Below are 24,246 nucleotides of genomic sequence, written 5' to 3'. Positions count from 1 at the left end.
ATAAAGGGACGACCGCCCCCCGGTTCGGCCGGGGGGCGGTTCGCGTCAGCGCTTACTGCTTGGAAAAGTCACACTCTTCCAGCATCGGCAGGAAAGCATCCTCGCCGCTGATCGTCGCGATCTGCTTGTAGAGGTCCCACTCGCCGGTCGACTCGTCCGGTGACTTGACCTCGAAGAGGTACATGTCGTGGATCGCACGCCCGTCGCCGCGGATCGTGACCTTGCCGAAGAACGGATCGTCGATCTCCATGTCGCGCATCTGGGCGACCACGGCCGCGCCATCCTCGGCACTGCCAAGCGCCTCGACTGCCGCGAGATAGGCCATGGTGGACGAATAGGCCCCGGCATGGACCATCGTCGGCTTGGAGCCCATCTCGGCCTCGAAACGCTCGGTCCAGGCGCGGGTGTCCTCATTCTGGTCCCAGTAGAAGGCCTCGGTCAGTTGCAGACCCTGGGCCGTTTCGGGGCTCAGCGAGTGCACGTCCGTGACGAACATCAGCAGTGCCGCCAGCGACTGACCTGCTTGGGTGATGCCGAATTCCGACGCCTGCTTGATCGCGTTGACGGTGTCGCTGCCAGCATTCGCCAGCCCGATCACGTCAGCGCCCGAGCCTTGCGCCTGAAGCAGGTAGGACGAGAAGTCCTGCGCCGGGAACGGGTGGCGCACGCTGCCCATGACCTCGCCGCCATTCGCGCGGACGACTTCCATGGTGTTTTCTTCCAGCGAGTGGCCGAAGGCATAGTCGGCCGTCAGGAAGAACCACTTTTTGCCGCCCGCTTTGGTCACGGCGCCGCCGGTGCCATTGGCCAGCGCGGCGGTGTCGTAGGTCCAGTGCACAGTGGTCGGCTGGCATTGTTCGCGCGTCAGGTTGGTCGAGCCGGCGCCGGAAATGAGGAATACGCCGTTATTGTCGGCGGTGATGTCGGCCACGGCCAGCGCCACCGACGATGTTGGCACGTCGACAATGGCATCGACACCATCGGCCTCGAACCACTCGCGCGCGATGTTGCTGCCGACATCGGGCCTGTTCTGGTGGTCGGCCGAGACGACCTCGACGTTCAGACCCTTGCCGGCGGCGTCGAAATCCTCGACCGCCATCCGCGTGGCCACGGCCGAGCCTTCGCCGGACAGGTCCGCGTAGGTGCCCGAACGGTCGTTGAGGACGCCAAGCTTGACGTCGATGTCCTGGGCCAGTGCCGGTGCTCCGCTCACCGCGGCCAGTGCCGAGAAACCTATTGCGAGTTTCCTGATCATGTCTTTCCTCCTGATTTCGGCGCGCATGCGCCGTTGAACCGGGTGTCCGGGTTCAGACACCCAGATAGTCGTGCAGTTTCTGGGTATTCTCTTCAAGCTGATCGTTGGGGATCATGTCCACGACGCGGCCCTGATCCACGACGTAATGCCGATCGGCGACCGATGCGGCGAAATGAAAGTTCTGTTCGACCAGCACGATGGTGAACCCCTCGTCCTTGAGCGCGCTGATGGTGTGGCCGATCTGCTGGACGATGACGGGGGCCAGCCCCTCGGTCGGCTCGTCGAGAAGCAGCGTCTTGGCGCCGGTGCGCAGGATGCGGGCGATCGCCAGCATCTGCTGCTCGCCGCCCGACAGCTTGGAGCCTTGGCTGCTGTTGCGCCGCTCGTAGAGGTTCGGGAAGAGGTCATAGATACGCTCTATGCTCAGGCCGCCCTCGGCGATGCGCGGCGGCAGCATCAGGTTTTCCTCGACGCTGAGCGACGCGAAGATCCCGCGCTCTTCGGGGCAGAAGGCGACCCCCAGCCGGGCGATCTGGCGTGGCTGCTTGTCGATGATCTCGGTCCCCGCGAAGGTGACGGACCCGGTGCGTTTCCGCAGGATGCCCATGATCGCCAGCAGGGTCGATGTCTTGCCGGCCCCGTTGCGGCCCAGCAGGGTGACGACCTCGCCCTTGCGGACCTCGAAATCTATGCCGTGCAGGACATGGCTTTCACCATACCAGCCCTGAAGGCCCGCGACCTTCAACAACGCGTTGGACGGGTCACTCATGGCTCGCTCCGATATAGGCTTCGACCACTTCGGGGGCGTTGGAAATCTCTGCGTAGGTGCCTTCGGCCAGGATCTCGCCGCGTGCCAGGACGGTGATGCGGTCCGACAGGTCGGCCACGACAGACAGGTTGTGTTCCACCATGAGCACCGTACGGTTCTTCGCGATGCGACGGATCAATTGAGAGATGAGCTCGACATCCTCGCGGCCCATGCCCGCCATCGGCTCGTCCAGCAGCAGCATGTCCGGGCTGAGCGCGAGGGTCGTCGCGATTTCCAGCGCCCGCTTGCGGCCATAGGGAAGCGCCGCGGCGCGTTCGTTCGTCAGATCCGTCAGTCCGACCTCGTCAAGATGCCCCCTTGCCTGATCGTCAAATTGCGACAGGATCCGGTCGGACCGCCAGAAATCGTAGCTTTCGCCGCGCACACGCTGCAACGCGACCCGGACGTTCTGCAAGACGGACAGGTCGGGGAAGATGGCCGAGATCTGGAACGAGCGCACCATGCCCAGCCGGGCGATTTCGGTGGGCTTCATCCGGGTGATGTCGCGGCCTTCATAGGTGATCGTGCCGCGCGTCGGCTGCAGGAACTTGGTCAGCAGGTTGAAACACGTCGTCTTGCCGGCACCGTTCGGGCCGATCAACGCGTGGATAGATCCCTTTTCGATCGAAAGATCGACATTGTTCACGGCGACGAAGCCCTTGAACTCCTTCGTCAACCCTTTCGCTTGCAGCGCGATTGCCATCCCTACTCCGAATTGTCGTTGCCGCTGCCCTGCGCGCGTTCTGCATGCCCGGGGCGTTTCGATGGCAACGCTAACGTCTAATTCCAGGATGTAAACATCGATATCGTCTTTTGGGGATGTTCGGCCCCGATGTCTACTTTCGTCTGTTCGAGCTTCACAATCATGCGCTCTGGCTGTTTCCGATCATCGCCGCGCTGACAGGGGCTGCCTTGCCACGCCAAGCACGAGCGGTCGCGCCACGAAGATTGCCGGGCATGGTTTGCTTGCCCTTGCGCTTGTCCTTTACCCGTTTCCGGGTCTTGCGTTCGGGCGTCCCCTGGCACAGGCCGAAATTTTCGGCCTTGCCCCCTGATCCGACGGCCATCGCCTGTCTTGGCATGCTCAGCCTCGTCACGGCGGGTAGATGGACAGGTCTGCTGGTCGCCATCCCCCTGCTCTGGTGCGGGGTTGGCGCGGCGACATTGCTGACACTGGGCGAGCCGCAGGCATGGATTCTGATCGCGGCCGTGACCATGTAGGCGTCCGGCCGCGCAGCGACCATCGGGTCGCGGGCCTGATCGCGGACCGGAACACGAATGTCCGATGTTACCGCAAGCCAGGACCCGCGTGATACCGCGCGCCGCGACCGTTTTCGAATACCGAGGTCAGGCGCGTTTGACCAACCGTATCAGGAACAGCAGGATGACCGCCCCGATGGTGGCCTGGATGATGGCCCCGAACATCCCGCTGCCGATGCTCAGACCCAGCCTTGGCAGGATGAGGCTGGCCACGAACGCGCCGACGATCCCGACCACGATATTGCCAAGCAGACCGTAGCCGTTGCCCTTTACGATCAGCCCTGCAAGCCAACCGGCCACGGCCCCCACGATGAGTGCAACGAACAGACTTTCGAGAGCCATTTCAAGTCCTTCCAATCCATGCAGGCGTACCCGGCCATCCGGATGTCGTGCCCCATTGATATCTTGCGTCATGCGGCGACACCGCCGGTGAACCCGCAACAGTCCGCCAACGCCTATCGGTGTCGGGCTGCAATGGCAAGATCGCTGATATCCGCTTCTTGCCGTCCGGGCGTGCCCTTTGCCCTGCTGCGGCGTAGACGGCGGCCCCCGGCCCTTGCCGCCTGACCCTTCGGCGGGCACAAGAGGTCTGCAAGCTTTGGGATGGTCGCGAGAATGGACAAGGATCAAAACCGGGTGGTCGATCGTCTCTGCGGCCCCATGCTGATCGGGATCACCTGCCTGGTCATCTTTCACGAATGGCATGTCGTGGCATGGCTGGCGCCGGTGAAACCCGTCCTCGTGGTGCTGGTCGTCATCCTTCTTGCGGCGCAGGTCCGGATGTCGCGCAAGGCGTTTGTCGCGGTGGCCCTCGGTCTTACGCTGGCGCTGGCGGCCAGCGCCGCCGACTGGCACCGACCGGTTCTGGACGGTCTGCGCTCGGCGGCGTTCATCGCGGCGTTCTTCTCGGCGCTGTCGACCCTGCGCAATGTCGCCCAGACATCGCCTGCCGTGCAGGCGGCGGGGCGGTTCCTCTCGGGTCAGCGACCCGGTCGGCGGTATGCGGCCCTGACCGTGGGCGGTCAGGGTTTTGCCCTGCTGCTCAATTACGGCGCCATCCAGTTGCTGGGGGCTTTGGCGTTGACGAATGCCGGGTCCGAACCCGATCCGGAGGTGCGCGGACATCGCATCCGGCGGATGCTTCTGGCCATTCAGCGGGGCTTCGTGTCGACCCTGCCGTGGTCGCCCCTGTCCTTTGCCATGGCGATATCGATCAGCCTGGTGCCGGGGACAAGCTGGGCGCAGGCGATGGTGCCGGGGCTGGTCTCTTCGGCGCTGCTGGCCGGGGTCGGCTGGGGGCTGGACGCCGCGTTCAAGCCCCGGCTGCGCGTGCCACCCCGGCGTCAGACACCTGACGGTTCCTGGGCGTTGATGCTGCCGCTGGTGACGCTGCTGGGGGTTCTGGTCATCAGCGTGATCGGCCTGTCGGCGATCACGGATGTGCGGATCGTCGGGCTGGTCGTGGTCATCGTGCCGGTGATCGCGATTATCTGGCTGATGATCCAGCACTGGGCGCATGCGCCGGTCCGGTCGGTGGCGCGACGGGTCGGGGTTTACGTGATGCAGGAATTGCCGGGCTACCGCGAGGAACTCACGCTGTTGATGATGGCGGGGTATATCGGCACCGTCGGCTCGGCCCTGCTGGGGCCGCTCATGCAGCGTGCCGGGCTCGACCTGTCGGTGCTGCCGCCCTGGGTCATCCTTGTGGCCTTCGTCTGGCTGATCCCGCTGGCGGGGCAGGCGGGCATGAACCCGATCCTCGCCGTGACGCTGATCGCGCCGCTCATTCCCGGCGCGGACAGTCTTGGCGTGACACCGACGGCCATCGTCGTGGCATTGGCGGCCGGCTGGGCGCTGAGCGGGGCCAGTTCGCCCTTTACGGCGACCACCCTGCTGATCGGGTCCTTCGCGGGCATCAGCGCGCTGCGCGTCGGATGGGTGTGGAACGGCGTCTACACGATTCTGTGCGGGACCGTCCTGTCGATCTGGGTGGTGATTTACGCCTTCGTGTTGTGACGGGGCCGCGGGTGTCGGGCACGAGCGATTGTCACGTTGGGCCGCGCACGCGGGGATCGGGGGCCGTCGCGTCGCCGGATCCATCCCGATCAGGTGATGCGCCACGCTCTGCCTGTGGTTGTTGCCAAGCCTGATCCGGCCTGTCATACGAGTGCGGATGTTTTTCGACTGGCGGTCGAATTCCGAGACTGTCCGTAGCACAATGCGAATGCCGCGTGAGCCTTGATATCTATTACGACGGGCAATGCCCGTTTTGCACGCGCTATGTCCAGCTTTTGCGGCTGCGCGAAAGCGCGGGGCCCGTGACCCTGCATGACCTGCGCGACGCGCCGAAGGCCCGTGCCAGGTTCGCGGCGCTCGATCTCGATCCCGATAACGGGATGGTGGTGGAGACGGGCGGGCAGTTGTATCACGGCGACGAAGCCATGCACATTCTGAGCATGCTCAGCACGCGCAGCGGCGTGCTCAACCGGATCAGCGCGGGGATTTTCAGACACAGGCTGTTGGCGCGCGGCCTTTACCCGGTCCTGCGGGCGGGGCGGAATGCGACGCTATTTCTGATGGGCCGCGCGGCGATGCGCAGCCGCGATCCCGGCGAGGCGGCGCTTTTCGCCCTATTCGCGCGGTTTCTCGGGCTATTCGCTGTGCTGCATGTATTCATCTATTTCTTCCGCTATGCCCCGCTGACCCATCAGATCACCACGCTGCCCCTGCTGCTGCTGGGGCTGGTCATGATGTTTTCACCGGGTTCGCGCCGGCTTTTTGTGGCAACGGTGCTGGTTCTTGCGGTCGATGGCTGGTTGCAGGCACCGCTCTATTCCAATCACACGATCATCAAGAATTTTCTGATACTCACCCTGATCGCGGCCGGGCTGTGGCACTGGTTGCGGGGCAACAGTTGGGACCGCTTCTTCAGCGACATCCGGCCGGTTGGTCGTGTGCTTTTGCTGGTGATGTATACCTTCGGGATCTTCCACAAGATCAATACCGACTTTCTCGACCCGACCGTCAGTTGCGCCGTCGCGTTGTGGCGCGAGATGCCCGCACCGCTTGCGTGGGTCGATATCCCGGCCATGCACCATCTGGCCATCTACGGCACCTTCGTCGTGGAAGGGGCGATCATGCTGATGCTGATGGTTTCACGCTGGCGGCATTTCGGGATTTCGGCCGGGATCGGGTTTCACACGCTGCTCGCGCTTAGCGGATACGCCATGTATCCCACCTTTTCCACGCTCTCGATCGTTCTGCACACGCTGTTTCTGACGCCCGGCGCCGCATTGCGCATCACCCAAAGCCCTCTTTACGTTCGGCTGGACCAGCGCATCAACAGCCTTGGCGGGGTGGCCTTCATCATGGTCATGCTGGTTCTGATCGCGCTGGCGGCGGCCCTGCAAGATTTCACGCTCGTGGGCCTTGCGTGGTTGCTGCTGGTCGTCTGGCCACTCGCCGCCATCATCCTGCATGGGCGTCCTCAGGAGGCGGATGAAGAGCGGGGCTCGTTCTTCCTGTCCCGGCTTCCCGGTCTCAACATCATCAGTGTGCTTTTCTTTCTCAGCTGCGTGGCCCCGTATCTCGGGCTCAAGACCGCGCAGGCCATGAACATGTTTGCCAACCTTCGGCTGGAAGGCGGGGTGAGCAATCACCTTGTCTTGCCGGCGCCACCGGGCCCATTCGGGTATCTCGAGGATCTCGTCGTGATCGAGGAGGCGCAAGGTTCGGCATACCTCGAACGGCTGGCGCAAAAGGACGATCGCGCATTGGTTTATTACCATTTGCTGAGCGTTCTGGAAGAAACCCCCGATGCCAAGGTCACATTCACGCGAGACGAAGAGCGTGTCGGTCCGGTCACGGGGGCCGCGCTTCTGGCGGCTGACGGTGACATGCTTCACGCCGGCTGGGTGCGCAAGTTTTTCCATTTCAGGCCTGTCCAGACGGCCAGACCCACCCCGTGCGATTGATCCGCGGGCTCGCCTGTCATCGCTCGCGCGTTGGTGACATCCTTTGGCGAGGTGCGCGCGGATCATGTCGCGCCCCCGCAGGTCAGGCCGAACGAACGCGTGGCGGTCGCGGTGAAATGCGGGACGTCGACCGATGTACTGTTGGAACGGATTGTAGGCGCGTTCGAACCTAGTAATGTCGGACAAGACGTCGGGACCGACCGAAGGACGGAAAGAGAGGCACGTGTGAGCGACCCGGTAACTTATGAACTGGACGATGCGATCGCAGTCATCACCATCGAAAACCCGCCTGTCAACGCGATCGGCCATGCCGTGCGCGTCGGGCTGGTGGCCGCGCTTGATCGCTTCAAGGCCGAGCCGGCGGCGCGGGCGGCATTGATCCTGGGGGCGGGCAAGCTTTTCGTTGGTGGCGCCGACATCTCGGAATTCGGCAGGACGCCGCGCGATCCGAAATTGCGCGAGATCATCAAGCTGATCGAGGCGTCACCGCGACCCGTTGTCTGCGCCATTCAGGGCGCGGCCCTTGGGGGCGGTCTGGAACTGGCGCTTGGCTGCCATTACCGATTGGTGACGCCCACGGCCCGGCTGGGCCTGCCAGAGGTCAATCTGGGCCTTGTCCCCGGCGCTGGTGGCACGCAGCGTCTGCCGCGCCTGATCGGGATCGCCGCCGCGCTGGAAATCATCCCCGCGGGCGGGACCGTAACGGCCCGTCGCGCGATCGAACTGGGGCTGGCCGACCGGCTGGCCGAGGGCGAGACCCGCAGCGTCGGTCTGTCCTATGCCCGCGAACTGGTTGCGCAGGATGCCGGGCCGCGCCCGGTCGGGGCGATGCCCTGTCCCCGGCCCGACCCGCAGGCGCAGGCGCAGGCGCGGACCAAGTGGCACCGCAAGGCGCCGGGCGAGGTCGCGCGCCTTGCCGCCATCGACGCCATCGGTGCGGCCGGTCATATGCCGATTGCCGAGGGGCTTGCGGATGAACGGCGCATTTTCGACGCGATGATGGCGACCCCGCAGCGCGCCGGCCTGATCCACGCCTTTTTCAGCGAGCGCAAGGTGGCCAAGCTGCCGGAACTCGACGGCGTTGCGCCGCGCGAAATCTCGGCCCTTGGTGTGATCGGTGGCGGGACCATGGGTTCGGGCATCGCCACGGCGGCGCTGCTGGGCGGGCTGCATGTGACACTGATCGAACGCGATACCGGTTCCGCCGACAGGGCCGTCGCCACCATATCCCGCAATCTCGACGGTGCGGTGAAACGTGGCAAACTGACGGTCGAACAACGCGACACGATCCTGTCCGGGGCGCTTGGCACCGCGACGGAGGTCGATGCGCTTGCCAGCGTCGATATGGCCATCGAGGCGGTCTTCGAGGACATGGACCTGAAACGCGCGGTCTTTGCCGATCTGGACCGGGTTCTGAAGCCCGGCGCGGTGATCGCCAGCAACACGTCCTACCTGGACGTGGCAGCGCTTGCCGCCGGGACATCCCGCCCGTCGGACGTGATCGGGTTGCATTTCTTCAGCCCCGCGCATGTGATGAAGCTTCTCGAGGTTGTCGTGCCGGACACGACAGCACCCGATGTCACCGCGACGGCCTTCGCGCTTGCGAGGACATTGGGAAAGATCGCGGTGCGGGCCGGGGTCTGCGACGGCTTTATCGGCAACCGTATCCTGTCGGCCTATCGCGCCGCCGCCGATCGCATGGTGCTGGCAGGTGCAAGCCCCTATCAGGTGGACCGCGCCGTGCGCGCGTTCGGCTGGCCCATGGGACCATACCAGATGGCCGACATGGCGGGGCTCGACATCGGTTATGCGACGCGTCGGCGCAAGGCCGCAACCCGTGATCCGCGCGATATCGTGCCCACATGGGCCGACACGTTGCACCACATGGGCCGCGACGGACAAAAGACAGGCCGCGGGTATTACATTTATGCGACTGACCGGACCGGCGAGGAGGATCCCGAGGTCCTCGCCCTTGTCGAGACGGCCCGGGCCGAGCATGGCGTGACGCCGCGCGCGTTTTCAGACGCCGAGATCCAGCGGCGCTACATGGGCGCGCTGATCAACGAAGCTGCCCGCGTGCTGGAGGACGGTATCGCGCGCCGGCCGCTCGATATCGACGTCACGTTCCTTCATGGATACGGCTTTCCACGCTGGCGCGGCGGTCCGATGCACTGGGCCGATGCCGAAGGTCTGTCCGGGCTGCTGGCCGATATCGAGACATGGGCCAGAGAGGATGCGTTCTTCTGGCATCCCGCGCCGCTGCTGCGCAGGCTTGTTGCCGAAAACCGCAGCTTTGCCAGCCTGAACGACTGAGACACCCGGATATCCGGGCCGGTCACCGCGTCGGTGGCGCCCCGTTGCAACGTGCCTGTCGCGAGGTCGCACCGACGGGGGGTGGTGCACACGCGTCAGACCGTCGACCTCAAGGCGATGCCGGTTCGGGTGCGGCTCTGCCCCACGTGTTACCGACAGGCCGGGACGGCGGGCGGGCGGCGGTCAACAGTAACGCTCTGGCCCGTTCCACTGCGTTTCGCTGTAGCGGTCCCCATGCGCCCAGCCGCGGGGCAGGGCCGTCTCGATGGCGGCGATCGCGTCGGGGCCAAGATCCAGGGTCATCCCGTGCACGGCTTCTGCGAAATGATCCGGGCTGCGGGTGCCCGGGATCGGTATGACGCTGTCGTCCTGATGTAGCAGCCACGCCACCGCGAGCGCCGCGGTCGGCACGCCCATATCCGCCGCGACGGCGCGCAAGCGATCGGTGGCCGCGATATTTTCGCGCAGGTTCGTTTCTGTGAAGCGCGGGTTCACGCGCAAAAACGCCGAGGCTGCCACGCGCCCCGCATCCGGCGGGGTATCCGTCAGAAGGCCGCGCCCCACCGGAGAAAAGGCCACGAGGGCGGTGCCGTGCCGCGCGCAGGCCTCGACGAGGCCCAGTTCCGGCGCGCGTGTCGACAGCGAGTATTCCGACTGTACCGCCGCGACGGGATGGATGCGCGCCGCACGATCGAGCGATGCCGGCGCGATTTCAGAGAACCCGAAGCCCCCGATCTTGCCGGTTTTCTGAAGTGCCGCAAGCGCCTCTGTCACCTCTTCGATCGGGCGTTCGGCCTCGCGCCGGTGCACGTAGAACAGATCCACCCGGTCGACGCCCATCCGGGACAGACTGTCATCCAGCGCGGCGGAAAGGTATTCGGCGCTGTTGTCATAGACGCGTGCGCCCGTGTTGTGATCGGTGCGTATGCCCGCCTTGGTCGCGATGCGGAACACCGGCCCGCGATCGGCAAGATACCGTCCGATCACCTGTTCCGAATGCCCGTTGCCGTACACGTCAGACGTGTCGAGATGATCGACGCCAAGGTGGCGGACCCGGTCGAGAAGCTCGAAAGCCTCGGTCTCGCTGGACGGACCGTAAAAGCCCGAGATGTTCTTCGCGCCAAGACCGATGGCCGAAACGGTCGGCCCGGCCGCGCCGAGGGTACGGGTTTTCATAGCGTGATCTTCCTTTGGAGGTGAGCGGTGGACAACGTCATGTTGCCCCCGGTGCCAAGTGGCGGCAGCCGACACCCGTCCGGGGCCGACCCACCGGCCGCGGATGCGCCGGCGTCCCGCTGTCGCGTCACGACATGCATGGTCTGACTAGGGCGCGGTTCGGGTCCGGGCGTCATTGCGCGGACATCGCCGCCGCAACCACGTCGATCCCGGCCCGATCGAGCAATCCCGCAAGGTCCTCGGGTTCGGACCCGGCCGGGGCCAGCGGATCGCGCGGCACAAGACGGTGCCGCACCACCATCCGGGCGAGCACTGCGCGGTCTTTGCCGGACTGGCCCCGCAGGTGGGCGGATTCCCACGCCATGAACACGGCCGACGCAGCCGAGTAGAGCGCCGAGGCCGCGCGACGCGTCTCGACGTCCGCCCCGGTTTCCGACACCTCGCGGGTCAGCGCGACGGCGCGCGCGACATGGGGGGCAAGCTCTTGCGACAGATCGTCGTCGCATTCGGCCAGCCGCGCGGTGAGGTAGGCATCCAGCGCGTCCAGCGCGCCGGCGCGGCGCACAGCGCGTGCGACATCGAGCGCGATGATGTTCGACGTGCCCTCCCAGACCGAGCCGAGATGCGCGTCGCGCAGCACGCGGGCATCCGAGAACTCCTCGATATAGCCGCATCCGCCACGCACCTCCATCGCGTCCCCGGCCACCTTGCGGGCATCGCGGCATGTGCGGAACTTTACCAGTGGTGTCAGGATCCGCAGCACCCGTGCCGCGTCCGCATCACCGGCATCGGCTGCGTGCAGGACGCGGGCGGTGTGCAAGACCATGCTGCGACCCTGCTCTGTCGGTACAAGCATCTTGGCAAGCTGTCGCCGCATCAGGGGTTTGTCGATCAACCGTCCGCCGAAGGCCTGTCGGTGCCGCGCGATGAACAGCGCCTCGCCCACGGCGCGGCGCATCAGGCCCGCGCTTCGTACGCCATTGGCCAGGCGCGACATATTGATCATGTCCGTCATCTGCTTGAAGCCGGCACCGGCCTCGCCCACAAGATAGGCTGTCGCGCCCTCGAGGGCGATTTCGCCCGAGGCCATGGACCGCGTGCCCATCTTGTCCTTGAGCCGCAGAATCCGGTAGCTGTTGAGGCTGCCATCGGGAAGATGACGCGACAGAAGAAAGAGCGAAAGCCCCTTCGTGCCCGCCTGGGCCGCGCCGTCGCCGTCCGGCCGTGCAAGCACCATCGCGAGCGCCGCGTCCGGGTTCGAACAGAACCACTTGTCCCCTGTCAGGCGCCATTCGCCGTCCTGTTGCCGGGCCACGGTCTCGATCTCGCCGACATCCGATCCGGCGGCCTGTTCGGTCATGAACATCGCGCCCTGGAACAGCGTGTCCATGTCCTGCGATGTCAGCCGGTCGAAAAAACGCGAGACCAGTGCCGGATCCCCGAATTTCACCAGCGTCCGTGTCAGGCTGTCGGTCATCGATACCGGGCAGCAAAGGCCGAATTCGGCCTGCACGAACAGGTAGGTAAGCGCGTATTTGGCGACCGGGTGCGCGGTGCCGGGCGCATCGAACACGCCCGCCCTGTGAGACATCGCCGCAAGCCCGAAACGGCCAAAGGCGATGCTTTCCAGCTCTTCGTAGGCGGGGTGTTTCACGACCGTCTCTGCGCGGGCGCCGGTGCGATCGCGCGGCTTGAAGACCGGCGGGTTGTGATCGGCGGCCAGCGCAAGATCCTCCAGCCGATCGCCGACAAGAGCGCCCATTCGGTCGAGTTCGGGCAGGATGCGCGACTGGCTGTCCTGCGGCAGGTAGATTTCCATCAGGTCTTCAAAGACCGGGTCGGCGCGATAGGCATTGGTGCCCCGGCTGTCTGGTATGTTGTTCGAGTTGGTGTCCGTCATGCTGTCTCTTTCCGGCGCGATCCGTCCCCGAGCCGCGCACGGGCGAGATCGTATTCCTTGGCCAGTCGCGCGACGATCTGTTCCGCAGGCTCGATCGCGCGCGACTGGGCGACGGCCTGTCCCGCACTGAAGACGTCCTTCCAGGCCTTGGGTCGGTCCGGATCGGTCTTTGCGGTCATGCGGCGCGGCTGCGCCTGGCGGGCCTCTTCCGGGTCGATGCCGACGGCCTCGACGCTTTCGGTCAGGTAGTTGGCATGGGTGCCCGAAAAGAGCGGTGTGTAGACGATGCCGTCGGTCTCGGCGCGCACGATCATCTGCTTGTGAGGGTCGGGGGCGATCGCCTCGAAGCTGGGGATGAACACGGTGCCCGCATAGGCAAAATCGCAGCCCAGCACCTCGGCGGCGAGAACCGCCCGACCATTGGCGATGGCCCCCGATAGCACGAGCGGGCCATCCCAGTCGGCGCGCACCTCCTCGACCAACGCGAAAGGGTTGAGCGTGCCCGCGTGCCCCCCCGCGCCGGCGCTGACCAGCACAAGGCCGTCGACACCGGCCTTGGCGGCCCGGCGGGCGTGGCGCGCCTTGATGACGTCGTGAAAGACCACGCCGCCATACCCGTGCACTGCCTCGACCACGATATCGGGGGCCGAAAGCGATGTGATGACCAACGGCACCTTGTGGCGCACGCAGGTCGCCAGATCCTCGTCCAGCCGTTCGTTGTACTGGTTCACGATCAGGTTCACGCCATAGGGTGCGGGCGTGCGGCCGGTCTCTGCCTTGAAGGCGGCAAGGCTGCGTTCGATCTGGGTCAGCCAGACGTCAAGCTCTGCGGCGGGCCGGGCGTTCAGCGACGGGAACGTGCCGATGATCCCCGCGCAGCATTGCGCGACGACCAGATCGACACCGGAGGCGAGAAACATGGGCGCGCCGATGAGCGGCAGCGCAAGATTTGTCTTGAGTGCGGCGACGGGATCAGGCTTGGTCATGTGTCTCCTTCACGGCTGCGCCGTGCCCCGGCGTCACGGCTTGGCGCGTCGCCGGGATCGGCGGCACAACACCCGGCGCCGCGATGCGGTCTGGCCTGCGCGCGGCGCTATCGCATGTCTGGATATGCATGTGGTCTGTCATGGCGCCCCCCGGTGTCAGGTCCGGATCCTGTCACCGGTCACCGCCTGCACATCCGCAAGGCTGTTGCCCGGTGCCAGTTCGACAAGGTGAAAGCCGGCCTCGGTTATGTCGAGCACGGCAAGATCGGTGAACACGCGCGAGACAACCCCAAGCCCGGTCAACGGATAGGTGCAGCTGTCCAGCAGTTTCGGGCGACCGTCACGGTCGGTATGGCGCATCATCACGAAGATCGTCTTCACGCCCGCGACAAGATCCATCGCGCCGCCCACGGCCGGGGGGAATGTCTCGTCCAGCGTCGCCCAGTTCGCAAGGTCACCGTTGCTGGCAACCTGGTAGGCCCCCAGAACGGCGATATCGATATGGCCACCTCGCATCATCGCGAAGCTGTCGGGGTGGTCGAAATAGGCGGCGCCGGGCGCCGCGGTGACGAAACGCTTGCTGGCGTCGATCAGTTCGACATCCTCTTCGCCCTCGGGCGGGGTGGGGCCGACGCCGATGATGCCGTTTTCCGAGTGATAGATCACGTCGCGTCCCTCGGGGACATGGCTTGCGACATGCGTGGGCTTGCCGATCCCGAGATTGACGTAGCTGCCATCGGGGATGTCTTGCGCGACGCGGGCGGCAACTTCGGCATCTGTGAGCCGGACAAGGTCTGGCGGGGTTGGATTGGTCACGGGCGCACCTCATACTGCACGACGTTGTCGACGAAGATCCCAGGCGTGACCACACGCTCGGGATCGAGCGGTTCGCCGGAGATCTCGCGCACTTCGGCGATGGCGTGACCGGCAGCCATCGCCATGACCGGATTGAAGTTCCGCGCGGTGGCATGGTACCCGAGATTGCCCCATCTGTCGCCCCGATCGGCGCGCAGAAGCGCGAAGTCGGCGGCGAGCGGTGCCTCCATCACGTAGCCCCGGCCATCGATCATGCGTGTTTCCTTGCCCTCGGCAAGGCGCGTGCCATAGGCCGTGGGCGTCAGGAACCCGCCGATGCCGGCGCCAGCCGCGCGAATGCGTTCGGCCAGCGTGCCCTGCGGCACGACCTCGAGATCGATTTCGCCGGCTTCGTAGCGTTTCTCGAACCAGATCGACCCCGGCGATCGCGGGTACGAGCAGATCACCTTCGCCACGCGGCCGGCCTTCAACAGTTTGGCGATCCCGGTCTCTCCGGCTCCGGCATTGTTCGAAATGATGGTCAGCCCCGACGCGCCATGTGCCAGCAGCGCGTCGATCAGTCCGAACGGTATGCCCGACGATCCGAAGCCGCCGATCATGACCGAGGCTCCGTCACCGATGGGCGCGACCGCGGTCGCCAGATCGCTTACTCGTTTGTCCAAGAAGGCCTCCTCATGTCTTTGCCGTGTTTTGACGGCGTTGCAGGACCAGATTGACGACGATTACCGCGACGAGCACCGCCGCCCCGGCCACGCCGGTCATCGGTTCCGGAACGATGATGAGAATCCCCCCGATGCCGAACAATATGCGGCTGATCCAGCCGACCTGCCCGATGCCATAGATCCAGCTCTCGAAGGCCGACGTCACGGCCCAGAGCGCGATCAGGGTAAGCGTGATCCGTCGCACGATGTCATACCAGTGCCCCTCCATGATGAGCGCGGGATCGTAGACGAAGATGAATGGCAGCACGAAAAGCGGCAGGCCAAGCCGCATGGCGGTGAACGCGGTTTCCATCGCGTTCGCCTTTGCCACGCTTGCCGCCGTGATCGCGGCCAGCGCGACTGGCGGGGTGATATAGCTCAGCATGCCCCAGTAGAGGATGAAGAGATGGCTTGCGATCGGGTTGAGCCCCGCCTGCACCAACGCCGGAGCGAGCAGGATCGACAGGAAGATATAGCACGCCGTCACCGTCATCCCCATGCCAAGCACGAAGCTGGTCAACGCGCCAGCGATCAGCATCAGGGCGGTGTTGCCGCCCGCATAAAGCAAAAGTTCCCGCGAGAAGGCACCGGCGACGCCGGTATAGGACAGCCCGCCGACCACAAGACCGATACCGGCCAAGATCGCGACGAGGTTCGCGATGTTGCGCGTTGCATCGAGCAGCAGGTCCCTTGCGCGCGTCAGTGTCAGCCGCGTCGCGGGGTTGAACGCCGTGGTGACCAGCATGACCGCCGAGGCATAGTATGGGGCGCGGCTTTCCATCCGCAGCGCCATCAGAACGTAGATCAGCACCGCGAGCGACAGAAGATACGGCCAGCCGCGCATCAGCACGGGAAGGATCGCGGGTGTTTCGCTGCGCGGCAAGCCGTCGAGGCCGCGGCGCGCCGCGTACATGTCCACCTGCAATAGCAGCGCCACGTAGAACAGCAGCGCCGGGATCAGGGCCGCGATCACGATGGTCGCGTATTGCACGCCGATGAACGACGCCATGACAAAGGCCACCGTGCCCATGACGGGCGGCATCAGCGTGGCCCCGGTCGAGGCGCAGCTTTCCACGGCGGCGGCGTATTTTGCCGGATATCCGACCCGGCGCATCGTCGGGATCGAGAATGGCCCAGAGGTCAGGATGTTGGAGATGACGCTGCCCGACAATGACCCGAGAATGCCCGACCCGAGCACCGCGACCTTGGCCGGGCCGCCGCGCCGGTGGCCCAGCAGGGCCGAGGCGAATTCCATAAAGAAGTCGCTGCCCTTGGTGATGACCAGAACGGAACCGAAGATGACAAAGCCGATGACCAGCTCGGCCACCACCTGCATGGGGATGCCGATGATGCTTTCGACGCCGAGGACGTGGGCGCGCACCGTCTCGACTGGCGAGAACTGCGTGCCCCACAGAAAGCCGGGCATGTAATCGGCAAAAAGCGGGTAACTGCCGAAGATCAACGCGGTGACCAGCAGGATCGGCCCGCCCGCGCGGCGCACCCCCTCGAGCACGAGCAGCAACAGGATCGTCGACATGAGGTCAGCCATCGGCGGAGCGTCATACTCCCAGCCCTTCTGGATGATTTCGAGCCCGTGAAATCCGAGGTAGCCCGCACTCATCAGCGCAAGGCCCGCGAGCAGCAGATTGACCCAGAGCAGTCGATCGGCCAGACGCGGGCTGATCGGAAGTGTCAGGAAAGCGGCCGCAAGGAATATGCCGATCAGGTAATAGAGAAAGGCGTTGCCGAGCGGCTGAAAGTTAAGAAAACCAAGCAGGAACTGCTGGTTCACGGCCATGACGATCCCAAGCGCGCCGAGACACATCACGAGCACCTGAATGGCGAGAGGTCCGGTCGGCTTTGGTTTGTCGGTTGCCGTTGCCCCGGAAGACCCGGCAGAGGACATGTCGGGGCGATCGTCACCGCGATCTTTATCGGCACTCATGGCGTCACCTGGATTTTGATGGGATCATTCGCCCCCGGCGTCAGTGCGCCGGAGGCGACGAGATGCGCGTCACGCAATTCCGCTCATTTGAGGGACGAGATCACGTCCTGACGGCGTTCCATCCACCCTTCCGAGAATTCCTCCTCGGACAGGTCGCCGTTCTCGGCCTTGAACTCGCCCCAGGCGTCGACCAGGGCGTCCATGCGGGCCTGACGGTTCTCGTTCCACGCCTGATGCTCTTCGGTCCAGACCCCGATCTCCTCGAGATACCGCACGGCGCCCTCATGGAACGGGACGTCGATCGCCGGCGTTCCGGACATTTCGAGATCCCAGCGGCTCATTGCCGCGGTGCCGTCCTTGTACATGTCGTAGGTTTCATCGAGCGCCTTGATGAAGGTATAGACCTCGTCCGCGGACTTGTCGGCCGTGGTCGTGATGACGGGATAGCGATAGGCGGCCATCTTGGCCGTCTCGCCCTCTTCCAGGCCCGCGGCCACGTTCTCGTCCGTCGGCCCCATGATCGGCAGCACTTCCAGAAGCCGCTCCCAGCCTTCCTCGTTGTCGGGTTCCAGCGGCGCGTAGTGGATACCCCGCGGGCTCTCGGCCAGTTCGTACAACTGGCTGGTCGTCGGTGTGGTACATGTCGCGTCGGACTCGTTGCGGGTCATCGACGACATGGCCGAGCTGTAGGTCGGGAAGGTGATGACCTCCACGTCGTCCAGCGTCAGGCCGCCAAAGGAGAGGATCGCCTCGCATTTCACGTTGACCGAGGGGTTGCCCGCGACAAAGGCGATGCGCTTGCCCTCGGCATCCTCGACGGTTTCGATACCCGCGTCGCCCGCGGCGATGAGCGTGATGCTGGCGGGCCGGCCGGCGACGGCGCGAAGCTGATGCGGTCCCCACTCAGGCACCGAGAAGTCATACGCCCCTTCGCCAAGGAAGAACGCCTCTGTCGCGAGAAAGGCATAATCGGCGCGATCCTGAAGCAACGGCTGCAGACGTCCGATGCCGCTGCCCGAGGGCTGAATGCGCACCCGCGTGCCGAATTCCTTGCCGAACGCGTCGGCAATTGCAGATGCTTCGGCATAGCCCGCCGACCCGACGTCATAGGACGTCCAGGCCATCGTCGATGGCAGTTCCTGCGCCGATGCCATGCCGACCGTGGCCAGCAGTGTGGCTGTTCCCAGCCGGGCGTGTGTGGTAAGTTTCATGGTTGGTTTCCTCCCAGTTTTTTACAGGATCGATACGCCCGCGTACAGAATCTCTCCTCTTGATCTGCACGCGAATGCTGCGACAAAAGCCACGTCGAACCTGCGTTCAGTGATACCGGCTCGCAGGATGACTGGCAAATGTTTAATTTGAAAAACAACGTGTTCATAACAGGATAACCTTGGTCTCCGGCATGTTCTATCGACCCGCGAAGTGCGGCGCGCGCTTTTCGAAAAAGGCCGCGCGACCCTCTGCGGCGTCGGCGCTGTTGAGAAGCATCGGTTGAATGCTGCGCTCGTAGTCGAGCGCGGCCGCGACGTCGCGCGCGAACCAGTCGGTCACGAAGTGCCGCGGCAAAGGGGCCTCTGCGGCCTCGTCACGGGCCAGCTCCACGGCCCGGTCGCGCGCGGTGCCGGCGTCGCACAGCAGATCGACCATACCGATGCGTTCGGCTTCCTCGGCGCCGATGCGGGGGTTCGACAGGATGATCCGCCGGGCGCGCCCCGGACCCACGCGCGCCGGCAGCGTCGCGAGCAGACCCATGTCGGGGATCAGCCCGATCTTGGTGAAGCTTGCAACCAGGCGGGCCTCTCGCGAGGCGACGATCACCGGGCATGCCAGCGCAAGCGCCATGCCGCCACCCGCGGCCCATCCCTCGATCGCGGCGACCAGCGGCTTCGAGAAACCGGTCATGCGCAGCACCATGTCGCGGATCACCGCGAAGCGTTCGCGATGCGCGGCGGCACTGCGCTCGCCCTGATCGCGAATGTCCCCGCCACCGCAGAAGTGCCCGCCGGCACCTGTCAGCACGACACCGCGCACCGCGTCGTCGCGTTCCGCATCCGCCAGCGCCTGCGCGAGTTCCATCCGCAGGGGATGACCCAGCGGATTGCGCCGCTCGGGTTCGCTCAGCGTCAGGACCCGTATCCCACCATCAAGGGTGTCGATGTCAAGGCTCATGTTTCCTCCGTCCGGTATTGGAAAATCCCGTTGCCGACCACGACCTTGTCGCGCTCGCACGCGATGGTGCGGAACGAGCCGTCATCCCAGATCTCGGTTCTCAATGTCTCGCCGGGAAAGACATGCGCGGTGAACCGCGCATCCATGCTGCCGAAGCGTGCCGCGTCATAACCGCAAAGCGTGGCAAGAAGGGCCCGCGCCGCGATGCCGAACGTACAAAGACCATGAAGGATCGGACGATCGAAGCCGGCCCGCTCCGCGACCCGCGGATCGAGATGCAGGGGGTTGGGGTCGGCGTTCCACCGGTAAAGCAGCGCCTGCTCGGGGCGTGTCGGCGTGTCGATGACATGATCCGGTGCGCGGTCGGGCAGCGTGTGCGCCGTCTTGGTCGGCCCGGTCGGACCGCCGAACCCGCCATCGCCGCGCAGGAACGTGGTCCCCCGGCAGGTGGCAAGATGAAGGCCCGTCCGCGTATCGTGCAGGGTCTTTTCATGGTAGAGCAACGCACCGCGCCCTGTGCCCTTGTCCACCAGTCCGGTGACACGGGTCTTGCCGGTCACCGTCGCCTCTTCGGGCAGGTCGGCATGCAGCGTCATGCCCTGTTCCCCATGCACCAGCCGGAGCGCGTCGACGCCCGTGCGCGGGTCTGCAAGCCAGAAACCGGGATGGCCCAGCACGTTGATGATCGCGGGCATGACCCGCCTTTGATCCTCGAGCGCGGCGACATAGGCAAGTTCGTCCATCGCCGCCGGGTCTTGGCCCATGCCCACGGACAGCGCGTAAAGCCCCCAGTCTCTCGGGCCGTAGGACTGCGTGACCTCGGGGATGTCGAAATTCATAAGATGATCGTAGTCAATCGTCATGCTGAACGTCCTCGAGTTCTATCACGGCGTCGAGTGCGAAGGCCCCGCCTTGCCCCGGCATCGCGACGACCGGGTTGAGGTCGATCGAGACAAGGCGATCGCCCGCCCCCGCGGCGAAGCGCGACAGCGTCGAAAGCATCCCCGCCAACGCGTCGATATCGACCGGCGGTTTGCCGCGTGCGCCCTGCAGGATCGCGGCGCCACGGATCGACAGGATCATCTCGCGCGCCGTATCGACGTCGAAGGGGCACGGCTTCATCGCCACGTCGTTCAGGACTTCGACGAATATGCCGCCAAGGCCGAACACGGCGACGGGCCCGAAGGTCGGGTCGCGGCTTATGCCGAGCAGGCATTCGGTTCCGCCCGAAAGCTGCCGCGCCACAAGCATGCCGGACAGGCGCGCCCCGGATGCGTGCCGTGCGACGGCCGCTTCGATATTCGCATAGGCATCGCGAACCGCCTGCGGCCCGTCGAGATCGAGCTTCACGGCGCCTATGTCGGACTTGTGCAGGATGTCTGGTGACAGGATCTTCATCACGACGGGAAATCCCAACCGCTCTGCCGCCGCGACCGCGTCCTCGACGGTCGTGACCGTCTCTTCGGGTGCGGTAGCGATACCGGCGCGGTCCAGCAGGCGCTTTGCCCCGGCCTCGTCGGGTGTCGTGTCGGGCACGGCCACGGAAATCGGGCTGGGACGCGGACGCGCCGGCGCCGCCAGCATCGTGCCGATGCGGCAGGCCATGTCGAGCGCCCGCGCCGCCCGACATGGATCGTCGAAGACGACGATGCCGGCGTCGTCATAACGGCGCAGCACGGACGCGTCGCCAAGCGCGCAGAACGCAACGATCCGGTCGGGATGGGCCGCGCGCAACGGTCCCAGCGTGGCGAGGATCTGATCGCACAGGGCAGGGCTGCCCGCGACATAGGTCAGAAAGCACAGAACCGCGCCGTACCCGCCATCCTCAAGCGCGGCCCGCGTGAAGCTTTCGAGCAACGAGGGGTCGTTCAACGCCTGCGCGGTGCAGTCGAGCGGGTTCGCCGGCGCGGCATAGGGCAGCAGCTCCGTCAGGGCCGCCTGCGCGTCGGCGGGCATTGCGGGCATCGGCAGGCCGATACGCTCGGCCTCGTCCGAGACGACGATCCCGGCGCCGCCCGAGACGGTGATGACCCCCAGTGAATGACGATCCGGAAACACCTTTTTCGATGCGACATAGGCAAAGTCCATCAATGTGCCGGGATCACGTACCATTATCGCGCCACGATCCTCGAGCACGGCATCCGCGACCGCGGCATCGCCCGTCAGCGAGGCGGTGTGCGAGGTCGCCGCGCGTGCGCCCACAGCCGATCGACCGGCCTTCAGCGCGAAGACCGGCTTGCCGGCCGCGCGTGCCGCGTCCAGGGCCGACAGCAAGGCGGGCGCGTCATTGATGGCCTCCATGTAGGCGCAGATGACATCGGTTCCGTCGCTTTCGGCCATCCAGCGGATCGCGTCGGCCACGGTGATGTCGGCCTCGTTGCCCGTGGTCATCAGCACCGAAACGCCGAGCCCCCGGTCACGGGCAAGCGCCCCCAGATGCGCCCCGAACGCGCCGGACTGGCTGGCAATTCCGATATTGCCGACAAGCGGATAGCCGGTGTCAAGCGAGGACGAGAACGTGCCGTAATACCCCAGGGCGACATTGTAGACGCCAAGCGTATTCGGCCCGAGCAGGCGAATTTCCCAGGACCGCGCGAGCTCCACGATATGGCGCTGCGCCGTCTCGCCCTCGGCCCCGGTCTCGGCGAAGCCGGACGAGAAAAGGGTGGCTGCCTTGCATCCCCGTTCGCCAAGGGCCGAGATGGTCTCGGGCACAAGACTGGCGGGCACCGCGATCAGCGCGGCGTCGGGCGCAACCGGCAGATCCGCGACCGAGGCGTAGCACGCAAGCCCCTGCACGGTGTCGCGGCGCGGGTTCACCGGCAGGATGCGTCCGGCATAGCCCGCACCCAGCATGGCCGCGATGGGACGTCCGCCGATCCGTGTGGGGTCATCCGACGCCCCGATCACGGCAACGCTTTTGGGGGCGAGAAGCCCGTCGATATCTGGAAGCGAAGTCACAGTGCCGCCGCCCCTCCGAGAATCGCGGTGCACTGGCTTGACAGCGTTCCGCCATTCCCGTGGCACAGCGCCAGCGTACAATCCGGCAACTGACGTTCGCCAACGGTGCCACGGATCTGCGTCACCGCCTCGGCGATCAGGAACAGCCCGTACATGCCCGGATGCACGCAGGACAAACCGCCGCCATTGGTGTTCACCGCAAGGTCTCCGCCCGGCGCGATGCGCCCGTCCTGCACGAACCGTCCGCCCTCTCCCTTGGGACAGAAGCCGAGGTCCTCGAGGAACAGGATCGTGTTGATGGTAAAGGCATCATACAGCATCACCAGATCAAGGGCCTCGCGGCTGACCCCTGCCATTTCCAGCGCCCGCGGTCCGCTTTCGGCGGCCGCGGTGGTCGTCAGGTCCGGCATCTCGGCGATGGACCGATGGGAATTGGCCGCGCCGACGCCCATCACGTAGACGGGGGTGTCATGCTGATCCTGCGCGCGATCGGCGCGGGTCAGAACGACCGCGGCCGCGCCATCGGTGACAAGGCAGCAATCCGCCTTGGTCAGCGGGTCCGAGATCATCCGCGCGCCCAGCACCTCGTCGCGGGTCAGCGGCCCACGGGCGAAGGCGTCGGGATTGAGATTGGCCCAATCGCGCGCGGCAAGGGCCACATCCGCGAGATCCTCGCGCGTGGTGCCATAGCTGGCCATGTGGCGGCTTGCGGCAAGCCCGTAGGCGGTGATCGGATGGCGCGGGCCGTACGGTGTTTCATGCCATTGCGGCTCGGACATCGACACCAGCTTGCCACCGGCGGTGCGCTGGTTCGATCCGTAACAGACCAGAGCGGCGTCGCAGAGACCGGCATCGAGCGCCATGGTCGCCTGCAAGAGGTGCATCTCGAAGCTTGATCCGCCGACATTCGTGCCGTCGAAGAATCGTGGCTTCAGCCCGAGATATTCCACGACGCTCATCGTCGGGAAGGCATGCGACGAACTTGCGGTGAAGACGCCGTCGATCTCGGGCAGCGTGAGCCCGGCATCGCGCACCGCACCGATGGCCGCCTGTCCCAGCAATTCGATGGCAGAAAAACCGGGGGCCGCGCCGGTCCCGGCGGTGGCCATTCCGACGATGGCCGCCTTGCCGCGCAGATCGGATGATGTGCCGCTCATGCCGCGCCCTCCTTGATCGGGTCGAAGACCACACGGGGACCGCTGTCCTGCTGTTCGATCCGGGCCACGACGCGCGTGCCGATGGCCGCGGTTTCGACCGTCGGCAATGTGGACATCATGCGGACCCCCTCGTCGAGATCGACAAGCGCCACGTTCCGCGATCCCTCGCGAGAGCGGTTGACGGTTATGGCATAGACCGTTCCGGTGCCCTGCGCCTCGACCCATTCCAGGTCGGTCGCACCCTGTGGGGTGACCACGCGGGGATAAAACACGTATTCTCCGGTACTCGGCGCGCGCTGTATCATAAAACGCCCCGCCGCCAGATGCGCGTTGTAGGCGGCCTCTGGCCCCAGCGATTCGATATCGGTCTGTGTCATGTGTTCTCTTTTCTTCGGTGCGACCCGGACCCGTTCCAGTCGAGGATCAGGTGGGTCTGGGTGGAGACGGCAACGGTCTTGCCGTCGCCGCGGGTCATGGTGATCTGCAGGACCATCGTGGTGCTGCCGCGATGCAGCGGCACGCCCGTGGCGCGCACCGTGTCACCCACGAGGACGCCGCGCAGAAAGTTGGTCTTGGCCTCGATCGTCGTGTTCGACCGTTCCGCGGGGATGTTCACGAAGGCGATTGTGCCGGCGACGTTGTCGGCAAGCGTCATCACCGCGCCGCCATGCAGGGCCCCGTTCCGATTGGTGAGCTCTTGCGTCACCTTCATCGAACAGACGACGTGATCAGGCGAGACCTCGACCATCTCGATCCCGGCGAGCTTTGCGAACTCGGATTGCGCCGGCATCTCCTCGGGGCGTCTCGGGGCGGTGTCGGACATGG

Annotated in this window: 21 protein-coding genes; 4 read left to right on the top strand and 17 right to left on the bottom strand. The window is 65.4% G+C overall.

Features of this window, described 5'->3' with window-relative positions; translation table 11 throughout:
• Positions 1-52 precede the first annotated feature (52 nt).
• From ACROSR_RS08565 to ACROSR_RS08555, 3 genes are read right to left on the bottom strand one after another with little or no spacing between them, the layout of a single operon-like run.
• Entirely contained in the window at positions 53-1,255 is a 1,203-nt protein-coding gene (locus ACROSR_RS08565) for an ABC transporter substrate-binding protein (protein WP_432684034.1), read from the bottom strand.
• A 52-nt stretch (positions 1,256-1,307) separates the two neighbouring features.
• Positions 1,308-2,024: an ABC transporter ATP-binding protein gene (locus ACROSR_RS08560; protein WP_432684032.1), complete on the bottom strand. Its 717-nt coding sequence runs from the start codon at positions 2,022-2,024 to the stop codon at positions 1,308-1,310.
• The gene (locus ACROSR_RS08555) at positions 2,017-2,766 is read right to left on the bottom strand and encodes an ABC transporter ATP-binding protein (RefSeq protein ID WP_432684030.1); all 750 of its coding nucleotides are present in this window, start codon (positions 2,764-2,766) and stop codon (positions 2,017-2,019) included. Before ACROSR_RS08555 ends, ACROSR_RS08560 begins: the two co-directional genes overlap by 8 nt.
• Before the next feature lie 116 nt (positions 2,767-2,882).
• Here ACROSR_RS08555 and ACROSR_RS08550 point away from each other — a divergent pair, with 116 nt between their 5' ends.
• A complete protein-coding gene (locus tag ACROSR_RS08550) occupies positions 2,883-3,284 on the top strand; it encodes a hypothetical protein (RefSeq protein WP_432684028.1) in 402 nt (133 codons plus the stop codon).
• 126 nt (positions 3,285-3,410) lie between these two features.
• Here the strand turns inward: ACROSR_RS08550 and ACROSR_RS08545 are convergent, their stop codons facing one another.
• Entirely contained in the window at positions 3,411-3,665 is a 255-nt protein-coding gene (locus ACROSR_RS08545) for a GlsB/YeaQ/YmgE family stress response membrane protein (RefSeq protein ID WP_432684026.1), read from the bottom strand.
• A 273-nt stretch (positions 3,666-3,938) separates the two neighbouring features.
• Between ACROSR_RS08545 and ACROSR_RS08540 the strand changes: the two genes are divergently transcribed.
• The 3 genes from ACROSR_RS08540 (at position 3,939) to ACROSR_RS08530 (ending at position 9,610) form a co-directional block, all read left to right on the top strand.
• Positions 3,939-5,339 carry a hypothetical protein gene (locus ACROSR_RS08540; protein ID WP_432684024.1) on the top strand — a complete coding sequence of 467 codons (1,401 nt, stop codon included), beginning with the start codon at positions 3,939-3,941 and terminating at the stop codon, positions 5,337-5,339.
• Between the two features lie 215 nt (positions 5,340-5,554).
• Complete coding sequence (locus tag ACROSR_RS08535) at positions 5,555-7,297, top strand: DCC1-like thiol-disulfide oxidoreductase family protein (RefSeq protein WP_432684022.1); 1,743 nt, start codon at positions 5,555-5,557, stop codon at positions 7,295-7,297.
• A 225-nt stretch (positions 7,298-7,522) separates the two neighbouring features.
• Entirely contained in the window at positions 7,523-9,610 is a 2,088-nt protein-coding gene (locus tag ACROSR_RS08530; protein ID WP_432684020.1) for a 3-hydroxyacyl-CoA dehydrogenase NAD-binding domain-containing protein, read from the top strand.
• A 183-nt stretch (positions 9,611-9,793) separates the two neighbouring features.
• Here the strand turns inward: ACROSR_RS08530 and ACROSR_RS08525 are convergent, their stop codons facing one another.
• The 13 genes from ACROSR_RS08525 to ACROSR_RS08465 form a co-directional block, all read right to left on the bottom strand.
• The gene (locus ACROSR_RS08525; protein ID WP_432684018.1) at positions 9,794-10,786 is read right to left on the bottom strand and encodes an aldo/keto reductase; all 993 of its coding nucleotides are present in this window, start codon (positions 10,784-10,786) and stop codon (positions 9,794-9,796) included.
• A gap of 172 nt (positions 10,787-10,958) precedes the next feature.
• The gene (locus tag ACROSR_RS08520; RefSeq protein WP_432684016.1) at positions 10,959-12,686 is read right to left on the bottom strand and encodes an acyl-CoA dehydrogenase family protein; all 1,728 of its coding nucleotides are present in this window, start codon (positions 12,684-12,686) and stop codon (positions 10,959-10,961) included.
• Positions 12,683-13,672, bottom strand: a complete 990-nt coding sequence (locus ACROSR_RS08515) for an NAD(P)H-dependent flavin oxidoreductase (RefSeq protein WP_432684014.1) — start codon at positions 13,670-13,672, stop codon at positions 12,683-12,685. The genes ACROSR_RS08520 and ACROSR_RS08515 overlap by 4 nt, the downstream gene beginning before the upstream one ends.
• Before the next feature lie 156 nt (positions 13,673-13,828).
• Positions 13,829-14,488, bottom strand: a complete 660-nt coding sequence (locus ACROSR_RS08510; RefSeq protein ID WP_432684012.1) for a 3-oxoacid CoA-transferase subunit B — start codon at positions 14,486-14,488, stop codon at positions 13,829-13,831.
• Positions 14,485-15,150 carry a 3-oxoacid CoA-transferase subunit A gene (locus ACROSR_RS08505; protein ID WP_432684010.1) on the bottom strand — a complete coding sequence of 222 codons (666 nt, stop codon included), beginning with the start codon at positions 15,148-15,150 and terminating at the stop codon, positions 14,485-14,487. Before ACROSR_RS08505 ends, ACROSR_RS08510 begins: the two co-directional genes overlap by 4 nt.
• 10 nt (positions 15,151-15,160) lie before the next feature.
• Entirely contained in the window at positions 15,161-17,134 is a 1,974-nt protein-coding gene (locus ACROSR_RS08500) for a TRAP transporter permease (protein WP_432684008.1), read from the bottom strand.
• Positions 17,135-17,217: 83 nt separating this feature from the next.
• Positions 17,218-18,345, bottom strand: a complete 1,128-nt coding sequence (locus ACROSR_RS08495) for a TAXI family TRAP transporter solute-binding subunit (RefSeq protein ID WP_432684006.1) — start codon at positions 18,343-18,345, stop codon at positions 17,218-17,220.
• Positions 18,346-18,541: 196 nt separating this feature from the next.
• Positions 18,542-19,303: an enoyl-CoA hydratase/isomerase family protein gene (locus tag ACROSR_RS08490; protein WP_432684004.1), complete on the bottom strand. Its 762-nt coding sequence runs from the start codon at positions 19,301-19,303 to the stop codon at positions 18,542-18,544.
• Entirely contained in the window at positions 19,300-20,166 is an 867-nt protein-coding gene (locus ACROSR_RS08485) for a MaoC/PaaZ C-terminal domain-containing protein (RefSeq protein ID WP_432684002.1), read from the bottom strand. The genes ACROSR_RS08490 and ACROSR_RS08485 overlap by 4 nt, the downstream gene beginning before the upstream one ends.
• On the bottom strand, positions 20,156-22,264 hold the full coding sequence (locus ACROSR_RS08480; protein ID WP_432684000.1) for an acetate--CoA ligase family protein: 2,109 nt from the start codon (positions 22,262-22,264) through the stop codon (positions 20,156-20,158). The genes ACROSR_RS08485 and ACROSR_RS08480 overlap by 11 nt, the downstream gene beginning before the upstream one ends.
• Positions 22,261-23,421, bottom strand: coding sequence for a thiolase family protein (locus ACROSR_RS08475; protein WP_432683998.1), 1,161 nt, complete (start codon positions 23,419-23,421; stop codon positions 22,261-22,263). Before ACROSR_RS08475 ends, ACROSR_RS08480 begins: the two co-directional genes overlap by 4 nt.
• A complete protein-coding gene (locus ACROSR_RS08470; protein ID WP_432683996.1) occupies positions 23,418-23,798 on the bottom strand; it encodes a Zn-ribbon domain-containing OB-fold protein in 381 nt (126 codons plus the stop codon). The genes ACROSR_RS08475 and ACROSR_RS08470 overlap by 4 nt, the downstream gene beginning before the upstream one ends.
• On the bottom strand, positions 23,795-24,244 hold the full coding sequence (locus tag ACROSR_RS08465; RefSeq protein WP_432683994.1) for a PaaI family thioesterase: 450 nt from the start codon (positions 24,242-24,244) through the stop codon (positions 23,795-23,797). Before ACROSR_RS08465 ends, ACROSR_RS08470 begins: the two co-directional genes overlap by 4 nt.
• Between the last annotated feature and the right edge of the window lie 2 nt (positions 24,245-24,246).

Origin of the sequence: Roseovarius tibetensis (assembly GCF_050896375.1) — a bacterium.
GTDB classification, from domain to species: domain Bacteria; phylum Pseudomonadota; class Alphaproteobacteria; order Rhodobacterales; family Rhodobacteraceae; genus Roseovarius; species Roseovarius tibetensis.
Note: the sequence above shows the minus strand (reverse complement) of the source record. Positions and strands in the feature narration are given on the sequence as shown.